The organism is Corynebacterium zhongnanshanii, assembly GCF_014490575.1.
Lineage (GTDB): Bacteria > Actinomycetota > Actinomycetes > Mycobacteriales > Mycobacteriaceae > Corynebacterium > Corynebacterium zhongnanshanii.
Map to the genome: position 1 here is coordinate 2,134,741 of NZ_CP061033.1, position 13,364 is coordinate 2,148,104.

Annotated in this window: 12 protein-coding genes, 1 tRNA gene, 1 other RNA gene and 1 pseudogene; 4 read left to right on the forward strand and 11 right to left on the reverse strand. The window is 61.5% G+C overall.

The window, feature by feature from the left end; all coding sequences use genetic code 11:
* From IAU67_RS09585 to ffs, 7 genes are all read right to left on the reverse strand, one after another.
* Window positions 1–564, reverse strand: a complete 564-nt coding sequence (locus IAU67_RS09585; protein ID WP_225723572.1) for a hypothetical protein — start codon at window positions 562–564, stop codon at window positions 1–3.
* A gap of 65 nt (window positions 565–629) precedes the next feature.
* On the reverse strand, window positions 630–1,949 hold the full coding sequence (locus tag IAU67_RS09590) for an aspartate aminotransferase type Ic (protein WP_151842861.1): 1,320 nt from the start codon (window positions 1,947–1,949) through the stop codon (window positions 630–632).
* A gap of 172 nt (window positions 1,950–2,121) precedes the next feature.
* Entirely contained in the window at window positions 2,122–3,204 is a 1,083-nt protein-coding gene (gene fepB, locus IAU67_RS09595) for a Fe2+-enterobactin ABC transporter substrate-binding protein (protein ID WP_151842860.1), read from the reverse strand.
* A 58-nt stretch (window positions 3,205–3,262) separates the two neighbouring features.
* Window positions 3,263–4,060: an ABC transporter ATP-binding protein gene (locus IAU67_RS09600; protein ID WP_151842859.1), complete on the reverse strand. Its 798-nt coding sequence runs from the start codon at window positions 4,058–4,060 to the stop codon at window positions 3,263–3,265.
* A complete protein-coding gene (locus tag IAU67_RS09605; RefSeq protein WP_223111905.1) occupies window positions 4,057–5,151 on the reverse strand; it encodes a FecCD family ABC transporter permease in 1,095 nt (364 codons plus the stop codon). Before IAU67_RS09605 ends, IAU67_RS09600 begins: the two co-directional genes overlap by 4 nt.
* Window positions 5,148–6,221 carry an iron chelate uptake ABC transporter family permease subunit gene (locus IAU67_RS09610; RefSeq protein WP_151842858.1) on the reverse strand — a complete coding sequence of 358 codons (1,074 nt, stop codon included), beginning with the start codon at window positions 6,219–6,221 and terminating at the stop codon, window positions 5,148–5,150. The genes IAU67_RS09605 and IAU67_RS09610 overlap by 4 nt, the downstream gene beginning before the upstream one ends.
* A 176-nt stretch (window positions 6,222–6,397) precedes the next feature.
* An RNA gene (gene ffs / locus IAU67_RS09615) (signal recognition particle sRNA small type) lies at window positions 6,398–6,492 on the reverse strand.
* 179 nt (window positions 6,493–6,671) lie between these two features.
* On the opposite strand from ffs, the gene IAU67_RS09620 reads away from it, so the two are divergent.
* A tRNA-Ser gene (locus tag IAU67_RS09620) sits at window positions 6,672–6,760 on the forward strand.
* A gap of 835 nt (window positions 6,761–7,595) precedes the next feature.
* Here the strand turns inward: IAU67_RS09620 and IAU67_RS10130 are convergent.
* Window positions 7,596–7,730 (reverse strand): annotated as a pseudogene (locus tag IAU67_RS10130) (transposase-like zinc-binding domain-containing protein); the annotation flags it as partial.
* Window positions 7,731–7,821: 91 nt separating this feature from the next.
* On the reverse strand, window positions 7,822–7,962 hold the full coding sequence (locus tag IAU67_RS09630; protein WP_187767910.1) for a hypothetical protein: 141 nt from the start codon (window positions 7,960–7,962) through the stop codon (window positions 7,822–7,824).
* Between the two features lie 357 nt (window positions 7,963–8,319).
* Here IAU67_RS09630 and arsB point away from each other — a divergent pair, with 357 nt between their 5' ends.
* On the forward strand, window positions 8,320–9,492 hold the full coding sequence (gene arsB, locus IAU67_RS09635; protein WP_151842856.1) for an ACR3 family arsenite efflux transporter: 1,173 nt from the start codon (window positions 8,320–8,322) through the stop codon (window positions 9,490–9,492).
* A 68-nt stretch (window positions 9,493–9,560) separates the two neighbouring features.
* Here the strand turns inward: arsB and IAU67_RS09640 are convergent, their stop codons facing one another.
* Window positions 9,561–9,782, reverse strand: a complete 222-nt coding sequence (locus IAU67_RS09640) for a hypothetical protein (protein ID WP_151842855.1) — start codon at window positions 9,780–9,782, stop codon at window positions 9,561–9,563.
* 81 nt (window positions 9,783–9,863) lie between these two features.
* Between IAU67_RS09640 and IAU67_RS09645 the strand changes: the two genes are divergently transcribed.
* Entirely contained in the window at window positions 9,864–11,261 is a 1,398-nt protein-coding gene (locus IAU67_RS09645) for a hypothetical protein (RefSeq protein WP_151842854.1), read from the forward strand.
* Window positions 11,262–11,272: 11 nt separating this feature from the next.
* On the forward strand, window positions 11,273–12,229 hold the full coding sequence (locus tag IAU67_RS09650) for a crotonase/enoyl-CoA hydratase family protein (protein WP_151842853.1): 957 nt from the start codon (window positions 11,273–11,275) through the stop codon (window positions 12,227–12,229).
* Between the two features lie 34 nt (window positions 12,230–12,263).
* On the opposite strand, the gene IAU67_RS09655 is transcribed toward IAU67_RS09650, so the two are convergent.
* Window positions 12,264–13,358 (reverse strand): glutamate--tRNA ligase family protein, encoded by a 1,095-nt coding sequence (locus tag IAU67_RS09655; protein WP_151842852.1) that lies wholly within the window; start codon window positions 13,356–13,358, stop codon window positions 12,264–12,266.
* Window positions 13,359–13,364: the final 6 nt, after the last annotated feature.

Below are 13,364 nucleotides of genomic sequence, written 5' to 3' on the forward strand. Positions count from 1 at the left end.
CTACTGTCGCCACAGATCGTTGACGTTGATGTTGTTTTCCACGATGTAGCGCTGCGCCGCGCCCAAGCCTTCAGATTCTACGACGGCGAACTCCTCGTCCGTCAGCATCACCAGCTGAGCGGGAACGGTCATGCGTCCGGGATGCGTGAACTCTTCCTGGGTCTCCCCGTCGGCGTTCTGCGCCACCTCCAGGATGTGCGGCACGCCCTGCGACCACACGAACGGAACCACCAGAACACCATGGGTGGCGGTGATGGAGCCATCCACATGACCCGCCAGCCCGGGAAGCGTGAGACCCGGCTGCGGGGAGCGTTCCATCGGGTCCTCGGAAATCATGGTGGCCGCCGTCGCCAGAAGGTCAGGCCCCACGCCCGAGTGGCCCTGGTGCACGATCAGCAATTCCACGCGCACGTCCGCACCGTCCTCGGATTCCAGGCCGGGGTCGATGCGGCTCATGTCCAGCGTCATCGCGACGGACTCTTCCGAGCCTTCCTCGCCGATGTGTGCCGAGGCGATGTTGAAGATGGGGAAGGACTCCCCCACCTGGCGGCTCACCACCGTCATATCACCAGGCAGCAGGTCCTCTACCCAATAGAGAGTTTCCTTGATATTGATGGCCCTACCCCCTCTTACTCAGCGGTTTCTGCGGCTGCTTCCGCAGCCTCAATGGCCGCCAAAAGAACGCACGTTGCAAAGCCATCCATCGCCAACTCCACCTGCTCAATATCAGGCATCGACGGAGCCAGGCGCAGGTTGCGATCATTCGGATCCTGCTTCAGCGGATAGGTGGATCCCGCCGCCGTGAGGGCAACGCCTGCCTGCTTCGCCAGCTCGACCACACGAGCCGCCGTGCCATCCACCACGTCCACGCTGATGAAGTAGCCACCCTCCGGGGTAGTCCAGCGGGCCACACCAAAGTCGCCCAAGCGGCGCTCCAGAATCTCGATCACGCGGTCGAACTTAGGAGCCAGGCTGCCGGCGTGCTTCCGCATGTGCGCACGCACGCCCTCCACATCCTTGAAGAACTGGAAGTGCGCCAGCTGGTTGACCTTGTTCGGGCCAATGCCACGCACGTTAGCGATGCGGTTGTACCAGTCCAGGTTCTCCTTGGAGGAGGTGAAGAACGCCACGCCCGCGCCGGCGAACGTGATCTTCGAGGTAGAGCTCAGCGCCCAGAAACGGTTGGGGTTACCCGCCTCCGCCGCGAGGTCCAGCACATTGATGATCTCCGGGAACTCGGAAGTGAGCGTGTGGACCGCGTACGCGTTGTCCCACATGACGCGGAAGTCCGGAGCGGCGGTCTCCATGCTGGCCAGGGCGTGCGCGGTCTCCCGGCTGAAGGTCACACCCGTGGGGTTAGAGAACATCGGCACCGCCCACATTCCCTTCACCGCAGGATCCTTCACCAGTTCACGCACCGCGTCCATGTCCGGTCCCTGATCCGTCATCGGCACCGTCACCATCTCGAAGCCGAACAGCTCCGTGATGGAGTGGTGGCGGTCGTAACCGGGAACGGGGCAGATCCACTTCAGTGGGCCCTGCTCCGCGGACCACGGGCGCTGCGAATCATTGTTACCGAAGGTGTAGCTCCAGTTGATGAGGTCGAATTGAATATTCAACGACGACGCATCCGCGGCGATCGTCAGCTCCGGATCCACACCCAGAACCTCGGACCACAGCTGACGGATCTCTGCAATGCCCTCGCCACCGCCGTAGTTACGGGTATCCACGCCGGAGGGAGTACGGAAGTCCTCCCCCGGAAGGCTCAGCAGCTCCGTGGAGAAATCCAACTGCTCCGCCGACGGCTTACCACGGGTCAAATCCAACTGCAGACCGCGGTCTTTAAACTCCTGATAAGCCTTGGTAACCTCAGCCTTCGCAGCAAGAAGCGCGGCGGTATCAACGTCATTGATACTGAGTCCTGCTGGGTTGGTGCGGGAATCGGACATGGAAGCCTCCTGTGGTAGAGCCTGTGTGAGCGTGGGCACGAACCGGCGCTCATCCCCCGGGTGTTAAGGGGGCTGTTGTGTGATCCTCTACAACGATAGTCGACCCGTCCCACATTGCCTATGGCAGCATGTTCGAACACCCGCCACCCACCGCGTATCGTGGGGTTTTGTTTTACTTCTTGAACTGCTGCTCGATGGAATCCAGCAACAGCATCGCGGAGTAGTAATCCAGACGGAAGGTCTCACCTGGGGTGTGGTACAGCTTTCCGTTCTTCACAGCTGGGGAGGTGTTGAACGCAGGCTCACTCTCGATGGTCTTCTTCGTCTTCTCGTTGGACGCCACGGAAATCCAGGTGTCGCCCGGCAGGCCCTTCTGGATGTTCTCCATAGACAGCTTCACGATGTCACCGCGGTCCTTACCCATAGAGGTATCGCCCTTCACCTCGTCCGGAATGTCGGCCAGGGTGAAGCCCAGGCGGGACAGGATCTGGGACTGTGGGGACTCCTTGGTCAGGGCTGCAGCACCCGAGCCATCAGGGAACACGATGAATGGAGAGGTGGTTCCCTCCGGCACGGAGATGTTCTTCTTGACCTCCTCCAGGCGGGAATCGAAGTCAGCAATGATCTCCTTGGCCTTGGCCTCGTAGCCCGTCGCCTCACCAATCTTGGTGGTCACGTCCTGCCAGGATGCATCGGAGTAGTCCACCACCAGCACTGGGGCGATCTTGCGCAGCTTGTCGACCTGATCGAACACGGAGTCGCCCGAGTTCTTTGATACGACGATAAGGTCTGCGTCGTACTCAGTGGCCTTTTCCACATCCGGGGAACCGTTCTGCCACAGCTTCTCCACTCCAGCCTTCTTGGCCTCATCGGCCCACTGGTTGAAGAATCCCTGATCGTCAGAGAGGCTTGGGGTGTTCGGTGCGGCCACGCCCGTGGCCACCACAGGAGCACCCACGGCCAACAGCGCGCCGGTCAAGGTCGTGGAGGTGGAGACGATGCGCTTGGGCTGTGCGTCCAGCTTCAGCTCGCCATCATCGGTGGAGATGGTCCGTGGCCACTGAGCAGTCTCGGCGTTCGAGGAGCTATCGGACGCAGACTTGGCGTCGGAGGAAGAAGAATTGTCCGAGCTGCTATCGGACGAGCAGGCAGCCACGCCCAGGCCCAAAGACCCGGCCAGGGTTGCGGCAACAACTGCCTTCAGACCGCGCATCCCGGCGCGGCGCTGGGATGGGCGATTCATGAGATGAGACATGAAAGTCCTTTCTAGTAAGGTACGTCGAAACAATGAAGTCTGAATGACGGCGCCGGCGCTAGTTATCAGGCCGACGCGGAATCACCAAAGGAGTTTTGGTGATCGGATCCTCGATCACCAGGGATGGAAGATTGAACACGTCCTCCATCAACTGCGCGGTCATCACCTCGTGGGGATGACCCTGCGCCACCACAGCCCCGTCCTTCATCACCACAAGGTGGGTGGCATAGCGTGTCGCCAGATTCAGGTCATGCAGCACGGCCACCACCGTGCGCTGTTGCTGCTCATACATCCGGCGGCACAATTCCAAAATGTCCACTTGGTGGGACAAATCCAGGTAGGTGGTGGGCTCATCCAACAAGACCGTAGGCGTATCCTGCGCCAGCACCAACGCCAACCACACGCGCTGACGCTGCCCGCCGGACAGCTCATCCACACTGCGATCCGCCAAGGCCGTGATGCGGGTCAGCTCCATCGCCTCCTGGACCGCGCGGTGATCCTCCCGGCTCCACTGCCGGAACAACCCCTGATGCGGCGAACGGCCACGAGCCACCAGGTCACGCACCCGCATCTTCTCCGGCGCCACGGCAGACTGCGGCAGCAGGCCCAGCTGCTGCGCCAACTCCTTGGACTTCATGCTGTGAATGTCCCGACCATCCAGCACCACGCTGCCTTCCGCGTGCTTATGGATCCGCGCAATGGAGCGCAGCAAAGTGGACTTGCCGCACGCGTTCGGGCCGATGATCACGCTGAAGCCGCCCTCGGGGATCTCCAGGGACAGGTCTTTCGAGATCACGCGCTCGTCATAGGTGGTGGTGAGGTTCTTCACCGCGATGCGCGGCTGGTTGCTTGTCATACGCTCTTCCTCGATTCCACGATCAATAGCCCCATGAAGTACACGCCGCCCACCGCGGCCGTGACCACACCCACGGGCATGCTTTCCAATAGAGCCTGGCTGGCCATATCCGCTGCCAGCAGCAGCACCGCCCCCGCCAGCCCTGACGCCACCAGCGGCGCAATAGAAGCCCTCGCCATCAGCCGTGCAAGATGCGGCGCCACCAAAGCAATAAAGCCGATCGGCCCCGCGACGGTAGTGGCAATCGCCACCAGCGCCGTGCCCAAAATAACCAGCACTCCCTGCGCGCGCTGCGTGTTCGTTCCCAGCCCCGCCGCCAGGTCCTGCCCCAGCTCCAGCGTGCGCAGGTCCCGCGAGCACAGCAGAATCAGCGCCAGCACCACCAGCGTGGCGCTCAGTGAGAAGGTTGCGACGGACCATTCCGCCCCTGCCAGCGTTCCCGTCACGGCCCGCAGCGCGGCATACGCCGTGTCCGAATCCGCCTTGACGATCAGCCAACGGTTGAAGGACCCAATCATCGCAGAAATCGCGATACCTGCCAGGATCAGCCGCAGCCCGCCGAAACCACCCTTGAAGGACACCACGAAAATCACCGCGCCGCACAGCACGCCGCCCAGCAGCGCCGCGAAGGACACGCCTAGCAGCGAACCGCCGAACAGCACCACCGCCACCAGCACGCCGGCCTGGGCGCCCATGGTGAAGCCGATGATGTCCGGACTACCCAGGGGGTTGCGGGTGATGGTCTGGAAAATCGCGCCGGCCACGCCCAGCGCCGCGCCCACGATCACGGCCAGCAGAATCCTGGGCATCCGCCATTCCAGAATCACCAGGCGTTGGCTGCGCGTGCCGTGCCCGGTGAGCACGTTCCACACGTCGGCATAGCTTAAGGACGACCCGCCCACGCCAATCGCCAGGAACATCAACACCGCGCAGACGGCCGCCAGCGCCAGCGTCACCGCCAGGGTGCGCGCGCTCAGCAGCACCGACCAGCGGCTGCGCGAGCTCAACAAGATATGCCCCGTGGGCGTCATATCCTCCGACGCCGAACCGTCCCGCACCGCACCCGTCGCACGCGAACTTTCGATGCTCATCGCCCATCACCCCGCATGCGGTGCACCATCAGCAGCAGCATCGGGGCACCCACGAAGGCGGTGAGTAGTCCCACGGACATCTCGGTCGGCCGGGCCAGCAGGCGGCCGATGATGTCCGCGGCCAAGACCAGGCATGGCCCCAGTACCACGCACAGGGCGATGATCCACCCACGGTGCGGGCCCATCAGCCACTGGGCCACGATCGGCACCACCAGCCCCACATAGCTCAAGGGGCCGGCGGCGGCCGTGGCGGACGCACACAACACGGTGATGGCCACCAACGCCACAGCGCGGGTGAGGGTGACGTTCGTGCCGAGGGCAGCCGCCGCGTCGTCCCCCAAGGCGATATTGGACAGGCCACGGATGAGCAGCACGGACAGCGCAAGCCCCACCACGATCGGGCCCCACAGGATAACCAGCGGGACATCCATGCGGGTGAGGGAGCCGACTTCCCAGAAGCGGAAGGAGTCGAACACGTCCGGTTTCGCCAGCTGGATCGCGCCGATGATGCCGCCGGCCGCGGCGGAAAACGCCACGCCCGCCAAGATCAAACGGACGGGAGAGGCGCCGGTGCCGCCAGCGGATCCGACGGCGTAGACGAAGACCGTGGCCAGCAACGCGCCCACCAGAGCTACGAAAAACTGCTGCTGAGCGGCGGTCAAGCCCAGGTACGCGGAGCCCAGGACGATCGCCAGGGACGCGCCCGAGTTCACCCCGAGTAGGCCCGGATCCGCCAGGGGGTTGCGGGTGATGGCCTGCATGATCGCGCCGGCGACGGCCAGGGACACGCCCACCGCGATGCCGATGATGGTGCGCGAACCGCGGAGGCCATTGATGTTGTAGCTATCCACGGAATTGTCCGGGTAGCGGAGGTAATGCCACACGTCGGCGAGGGGAATGTGGGAGGAGCCCCAGACCATGGATGCCACGCAGGTAGCCAGCAGCAAGACGGCGCCGAGTGCGACGATGAGGGCTCGTGGCACGGGTACGCGCGCAGGGTCTCCTGCGGGGTCGTGCGCTGGGTCGTGCGAAGCCTGCGAGACCGCCGTGGTGGATGGGGGCTGATCCATAATTGTGGGAGTATAGTAAAGCTCCCCTTAGTTATGAAACCCTTACTTAAAGTAGGGCTGGGCTTACCCCCTTGATGGATATGAAGTGCCACGTAGGAAGCCTGCAGAGCGCTGCGAAACCCCCGCGCACCGTGCGGACTAAGCCCCCGTGACAATCCCCGCACACTTCCGAAAAAACAAAGGGACCCCGCGCACCCGTCAGAGCTCGTTGACCCTTGCTGCATTCCTGCCCTGGGGGAGTTCACAAGATACACGCCGCGCGGAATCCGAAGTTCAGCTTATCTTACGGATCGGCAGGCGGGCAAACGGATCGTCAGGTAAGCAAACCCTCCCACCTCGCCAATAAGGCCTCTATGGGAGCCGATTTGGTTTTTGGAGGAGTTCTTGTGTACCCTTTTTCAAGAACGCTCAAGCACGGCTCCCTGCGAGCAAGGTTTGATCGTTTGGCCTGGAGGATTCGACTAGCGGCCTATGTCACACGCCTGGAACGCGTGCGGGAGTCACATCCCTCAGGGGTTCAAATCCCCTATCCTCCGCCACAGATTTGCCCCAGTTCAGCAATGAGCTGGGGTTTAGTCGTATCTGTGCAGGTGGGGCACTGTCGTTGTATATTCCATACAAGACCATTTGGGACACCCCCCCGGCGGTCAAAGTTTGATCAAAATAATCGGGTTATGCGACAAAATGCGTGTCGGCTGTCAGCGTGTCGCAGGCGGATTGCGAGGCGTCTCGGCACAACCATAGGATTATTTCGCTCTTTCGAGATTTTGTCCTGGGGAAATGCTCAAGAGCTGCGACAAAGTCCTATGGTTGTGCCAGCGTGCTTACTGCCGGCAGGGCTGGCAATGTCCTAGCCGGTGCAGTGAGGACCGTCACGGCCACTGCACATGTGGATTACAGTCTTATCGACGCCCAGAAAGCGCGTCCCTGTTCACAATGGTACCCGACAGGTCTTTTGGAGTAGATTCTTGAGCTTATGAAGCTACCTAGATCGCCCAGTGAAGCGATTACCGAAAATGGCGGCGATCATGAACCAAAAAGTATAGTAGAAATACACCGGAAACTACCGCTGCCACTATTCCAATAATTATCCCATTCATCGCGATTCCAAATGCCAGCATAAGTATCGCAGCCAAAACAGCAATACGAAATATGGCTACCTCTTTCTTATTGTTGTTATTCCTCATAATTCATCACCATAGTTGGATACAAGCAGCGTCGGAAACCATTCCGCCCGCCCCAAGCGTAGCATAGGCCACAATACATGTTGCAACTTTTCCTATTCCGCGTTCTTCACGAGCTTTTTATGCAATGTGTTCCGATTGTTCGCGAGCTTTTACGATCTCGGCTTCGTATTCATTATCAGAGATGTATTGAGGCTCCACATTTTGTGCATCGCCATCGAGTGGTTTCTTTGCTTGTTGCTCCATTGCGTTTCATCTGAGAGCAGCAGTGGCAGCGTGGTCGATTCTTTGGCCTGGAGGATAGAACGCCACCGCTGCATACCACAGGGTGGTTTCAACACCGGGACATTCAGCATGTAGGTTATTTAACAAAGTCAGTTCGCCAACTTTTCTAAATTGACGAACCGGACAATATATTAGGGTTTATTTTTCGAAAATAGAGCCCGAAGCCCTTTTCCTTGTAGTTCTGGATTATTTTTCATTCGTTTTTTTAACCCGTTAGCGATGCCGATGCTGCCTCCAGCAAAAACTACAACTGCAGTTAGCCACAGTGGCATGATGCTCTCCTTTTAGCAGTGAGTGGATATCCATGTCCACAATACCGTTTCATCTGCAGCTGCCTTGGCTTCGATCTAGAGAGATGACAGCTGTTGATGCTAGCACTGAAGCGCCTCATGTTTCGTTCCGTGTGAATAGATGGGAAAACCTGCTCACACGGAACACAACTCGGGATACTTCGGACGGGCCGCGGCACAACCATAGGATTTTGTGGGAGCTCGCGCTGCAAAACCCCAGATCGCGATTTCTTGAGGGTCACAAAGTCCTATGGTCGTGCCGTTGCCTTTCGACCGCGACCCACCTACCGTGAGTATGTGCAGCACGCTGCCAAGACATCACATAGAGGAGAACATCACATGTCCCAAGGAGACCAGCACAGTGCGCCCACGTCCTCTCCTCCCCACCCACTCGCCTCCCAACCACACGCCTCCCAGCCTCACCCTCCCCAGCTCAGCACCCTGGACAAGTTCCTACCACTGTGGATCCTGCTGGCGATGACCGCCGGTATCCTCCTCAGCACCTACACCCCCAGCGTCCCGCGCGCCCTGGAAAGCGTCACAATCGGCGGCACCAGCCTTCCCATCGCGATCGGCTTGCTGGTCATGATGTACCCGCCGCTCGCGAAAGTCCGCTACGACAAAGCCGCGAAGATCGCCGCCGATAAGCGCCTGATGGCCCTGTCTCTCACACTTAATTGGCTGGTCGGACCACTGTTCATGTTCGCGCTCGCCTGGCTGTTCCTGCCTCAGGATCCAGAGCTGCGCACCGGTCTGATCATCGTGGGCCTGGCGCGCTGCATCGCCATGGTCTTGGTGTGGACGGATTTGTCCTGCGCGGATCGGGAGCTGACGGCTGTGCTTGTGGCTATCAATGCCGTGTTCCAGGTGCTGATGTTTGGCGTGTTGGGCTGGTTCTACCTGCAGGTTTTGCCGTCGTGGCTGGGTCTTGAGACCACGTCGGCGGAGTTTTCCTTCCTAGCCATCGCCGCGTCCGTCCTCATTTTCTTGGGCATTCCGCTGCTGGCTGGCGTGGCGTCTCGCATTATCGGCGAGCGGACGAAGGGCCGCGAGTTCTACGAAAACGTCGTCATCCCCAAGATCTCTCCCCTCGCGCTCATTGGTTTGTTGTACACGATTGTGTTGTTGTTTTCTTTGCAGGGCCAGCAGTTGGTTGCACAGCCGTGGACGGTGGTGCGCGTGGCTGCGCCGCTGTTGATCTATTTTGTGGTGATGTTCGGGGTGTCACTGTGGGCGTCGAAGGCGGTGGGCTTGAATTATGCGCAGTCGACCTCGGTGGCGTTTACGGCTGCGGGTAATAATTTCGAACTGGCGATTGCGGTGTCGATCGGCACGTTTGGTGCGTCTTCCGCGCAGGCGTTGGCGGGGACGATTGGGCCGCTGGTGGAGATTCCTGTACTGGTGGGTTTGGTCTATGTGGTCCTGTGGTTGGGACCGAAATTATTTACCTCCGACGCCACAGCGCCCCATTCCCCCAGCCCCACCCCAACGTCAACCTCGTCGGAGACATAGCTCCCCCGCTCGCGGAAGCTGAACACAGATAGCCTTCCAGTTAACAAGCACGTAAACACAGCAAGAACTTATTGTGACAAAAGAGCCGCGCGCGCCGGCACTGAAGCAACGCGAGAAAGCAGCATCACTGCAGTTAGCAGCACCACGAGCAAGTTCCACGCGCGCCACTCGCACCATTCCGGCGCCACATTCTTTCCGTATAAAAAGTGTTGTCCTAGCGGCATTCGCGCTTTACCCTCCTGAAGTAGATTGGCCCGCGCAATCGAACGGCCAATCGCCGTATTGTCCATTGACCACACCCTCATAGCGCGAGCCCACACTGTGAGCCACACACTGTGGCCCCACGCCATGAGCCTTCGTCAGGAGTAACCATGTCCGTTTTCCGCCGTTCGGTTGTCGCATTAGCTGGAACCTCCGCTGTTTTAGCTGGTAGCTCCGCACTTCTTTCCGGCCCGTTCGCACCCAGCGCGAACGCCGAAACCGTCACAGAGTCCTACCCAGAAACCCCCGCTATCAACCCAGCGCTGCCGATCATCCACACCTCCCACGGCAGCGACCACCAAAAGGCCAACATTTTGAACCCGAAGCCGGTCTGCAACGCGTGGGAGGACTACCGCACCGTGGTGTACAAGGCAACGGATAAGTTCATGCCTGCCGGTACGATCTCCACCACGAATCAGACGGACAAGGACATTCCGTTGCAGCAGGATCTGTCCAAGACCCAAAGCATTTCTGTGGAGGTCAATGGCGATCGCACGGAGACCACGTCGGTGAATCTGGGTGCGTCGAAGGAGGGCGGATCTGCCGGTATTTCTCAAGAGATTGCCAAGAAGATCGGGGTCTCGGCGTCGTATTCCCTATCGTGGGAGGCAGGTCAGTCGATCGGGCCCTACAACGTCCCTCCGAAGCACACGGGCGAGGCCACGTATGGTTTCCGCGTGCTGAACATGACTGGTACGCAGCAGTACTGCAAGCCGAATGGTACGTGGTCCACGCCGACGTTCTGGTCGGCGCTGCAGCCGGTGAAGAACGAGGTGCGGGTGAAGCTGTATGACAAGCTGGCTGATTCTTACGCGCCGAACAAGGATGCGCAGAACACGAAGCCTGTGGTGCAGGAGTCCGAGAAGGATCCGAAGGCGGATGCGGAGGTCATCAAGGACACGGAGGTGCCTGTGGAGGGCGAGGTGGCGTCGGCGCAGCAGGGTGATGCCGAGGTTGCTGCGGATAAGCAGAAGAAGACCGACGCCGAAGCTCCCGCCAAGAAGGAGTCCGACAAGCAGGAGGCCTCCAACCCCGCGCTGGATCTGAAGCCGTTTTTGACGGTGTCCTCCGCGAAGGCCCCTGGTTTCGCCGGCACGGTGGCGCTGCACGTGGAGAATGTGGGCTCCGAGCGCTACTACGGCGACTTCCCTGCAACCCAGTTCAAGGTGCAGGTGAAGACGGAGGAGGGCCCGAAGGGTGTGGATCGTCTGATCACTCCGCGCTCGTCGAATGGTGCTCACATCCGGGACTTGGGCTTTGATGAGAAGACCTCCACCCGCACCTTTGAGGTGACCCTGGCGAACCCCGTGAACCCCGGTGAGAAGGTGCGCGTGGCGAACTTGGACTTCGGTGATGGCGGCACGAAGCTGGGTCGTGTGAAGAACTCGATCACGGTGACTCAGACCGCGCGCCTGAAGGGCGACACGTCCACGAGCAACGATCAGAATGTGAACTCCAAGAACGCCACGGTGAACGATTTCGGCAAGAAGCACCCTGGCATCTTCTAAACTTGGGGTTTATGACTGCTGATTCCCCTAAGACTGGCGCCCCGGGCGCGAGCACCTCGAGCTCTGCGTCCGCGGGCGCTTCTGGCGCTGCGTCCATCGGTGCTTCTGGCGCTGCGCCCAGCGCCACCATCCTCAGCTCCGAGACCACAGACAACATCACCCTCCGCATCTCTGACGAGGGCATTGCCTACGTCCTGCTGGACCGCCCCGAGAAACTGAACGCCCTGACCATCCCGATGCTGAAGCGCATGATCCAGGTGTCCCGGCAGATCCAGAAGGATAAGTCCATCCGCGCGGTGATCCTCACCGGCGCGAATGGCAACTTCAGCTCCGGCCTGGACTTCGGGGCCGCGTTCAAGAGCCCGCGGGAGATTGCCGCGAACTTCGCCAGCCGTCCATGGCGCGGCACCAATACCTTCCAGGAGGGGCCGTGGTGTTGGCGCCGGCTCGACGTGCCGGTCATCGCGGCGGTCCCGGGTTATTGTTTTGGGGGCGGTCTGCAGATCGCGCTGGCGTCGGATTATCGATTCACGTCGGCGGATGCGGCATGGTCGGTCCTGGAGGCGAAGTGGGGGCTGGTGCCGGACATGTCCGGCGTGCAGGCGCTGAAGCAGGTGGTCGGCGCGGATGTGGCGAAGCGGCTGTCCATGGGCGCGGAGATCATCACGGGCGCTCAGGCCGTGAAGTATGGCCTGGCTAGCGAGGTGGCTGAGGATCCGTTGGCCGCCGCGGAGGAGCTGGCTCGGGTGTTCATCGATCGTTCCCCCGACGCCGTAGCGCAGTCCAAGAAACTTATCGACGAAACCTGGACGGCGGGGCCTCGGAAGACTTTCTTCTTGGAGCGTCTGCGTCAGGCGCCGTTGCTGTTTGGGCAGAATGCGAAGGTGGCGAAGGCGCGCGCGGCTGCCGCGAAGGTGGGGAAGAAGTTGCCGGGCTATAAGCCGCGTCGCTCGCGGCACGTGTTCTGAGGCCCGCAGAGCGCCCGGCGCGCGGCGCGGGGTGTTATGGGGAGATGAAGTGGTCGGGGTCAAAGGAGACCGGGTCCCGCGGGAGTTTGCCCAGATCAAAGGACTCTAGAGCCTCGAGGAGCACGCGGTGGTTCCGGTCCGCGAGGCTCTCGGCGCTAGCAACAGCCTCGGCAGCTGCGCCCCCGGCGGCGCTAGAGCTCGCGGCAGCCGCGCCGCCCAGCGAGCCCAGAATCCACTCCAACACCCGCGCCGACGCCCCCGGATCCACCGCCCGCAACTGCGCCAGCGTCACCGCCCCATCACGCTTCGCCAAACGCCTGCCCTCCGGCCCCACCACCAACGGCACGTGCACATACTGCACCTCCGGCAGATCCAGCAGGTGCGCCAGGTACGCCTGGCGCGGCGCCGAGCTCAACAGGTCGTCACCGCGGACAACCTCGCGGACGTGCGCCAGGGCGTCGTCCACAACAACGGCCAGATTGTAGGCGTAATCCCTCGCATGCCCACCGGCGCCGTCGTCCCCCGGCTCGCCCGGCGCGCACCGCGGAAGGATGTTCCCTCCCCGCCGTAGAACCATGTCGTCCACGTCCCCGGCGTACACCCGCGTCAGCGGGTCCGCCTCCGCCGCGAAAAGCTCCGTCACCTCCCACGAGGACACCCCGGCGCGCAGCCGCAAAGCCGGCACTCGCCCACCCCGGGAACCCCCGGCGGCCAGCTCTTCCCTCTTCCGCCCGGCCTCCTCCACAGACAGGTCCCTGCATGTCCCCGGATAGCGCCCCGGGATGGCATGGGGTGCCCGCACTGCGTCCTGAATGTCCCGGCGCGAACAGAAGCACTCGTACACCAGCCCGCGCCGCTGCAAGTCCTGCAGCGCGGACTCGTAATGCTCATACGTCTCCTGTTGGCGCGCCGCCGGCCCCACGAAGCGCAGCCCCAGCTCCTCCAAGTCGGCCCGTTGGCGGGAGGTGAAGTGTGGGGAGGTGCGCTGGGCGTCGATATCATCAATGCGCAACGCCAGCCTGCCCGCAGCGCGCAACCACGCGATCACGGCGGTGCGGAGGTTGCCGATGTGCAGGTCGCCGGAGGGGCTGGGCGCGTATCGGCCGGCGGGTGGGGTGCTGGTGCTCACTCCCCC

What these genes read in the sequence shown, in the direction of transcription:
- IAU67_RS09605 (WP_223111905.1), bottom strand. Translation starts at nt 5,151, where the DNA reads ATGAGCATCGAAAGTTCGCGTGCGACGGGTGCGGTGCGGGACGGTTCG.
- IAU67_RS09650 (WP_151842853.1), top strand. Translation starts at nt 11,273, where the DNA reads ATGACTGCTGATTCCCCTAAGACTGGCGCCCCGGGCGCGAGCACCTCG.
- IAU67_RS09640 (WP_151842855.1), bottom strand. Translation starts at nt 9,782, where the DNA reads ATGGACAATACGGCGATTGGCCGTTCGATTGCGCGGGCCAATCTACTT.
- IAU67_RS09630 (WP_187767910.1), bottom strand. Translation starts at nt 7,962, where the DNA reads ATGCCACTGTGGCTAACTGCAGTTGTAGTTTTTGCTGGAGGCAGCATC.
- IAU67_RS09600 (WP_151842859.1), bottom strand. Translation starts at nt 4,060, where the DNA reads ATGACAAGCAACCAGCCGCGCATCGCGGTGAAGAACCTCACCACCACC.
- IAU67_RS09645 (WP_151842854.1), top strand. Translation starts at nt 9,864, where the DNA reads ATGTCCGTTTTCCGCCGTTCGGTTGTCGCATTAGCTGGAACCTCCGCT.
- arsB (WP_151842856.1), top strand. Translation starts at nt 8,320, where the DNA reads ATGTCCCAAGGAGACCAGCACAGTGCGCCCACGTCCTCTCCTCCCCAC.
- fepB (WP_151842860.1), bottom strand. Translation starts at nt 3,204, where the DNA reads ATGTCTCATCTCATGAATCGCCCATCCCAGCGCCGCGCCGGGATGCGC.
- IAU67_RS09590 (WP_151842861.1), bottom strand. Translation starts at nt 1,949, where the DNA reads ATGTCCGATTCCCGCACCAACCCAGCAGGACTCAGTATCAATGACGTT.
- IAU67_RS09610 (WP_151842858.1), bottom strand. Translation starts at nt 6,221, where the DNA reads ATGGATCAGCCCCCATCCACCACGGCGGTCTCGCAGGCTTCGCACGAC.
- IAU67_RS09585 (WP_225723572.1), bottom strand. Translation starts at nt 564, where the DNA reads ATGACGGTGGTGAGCCGCCAGGTGGGGGAGTCCTTCCCCATCTTCAAC.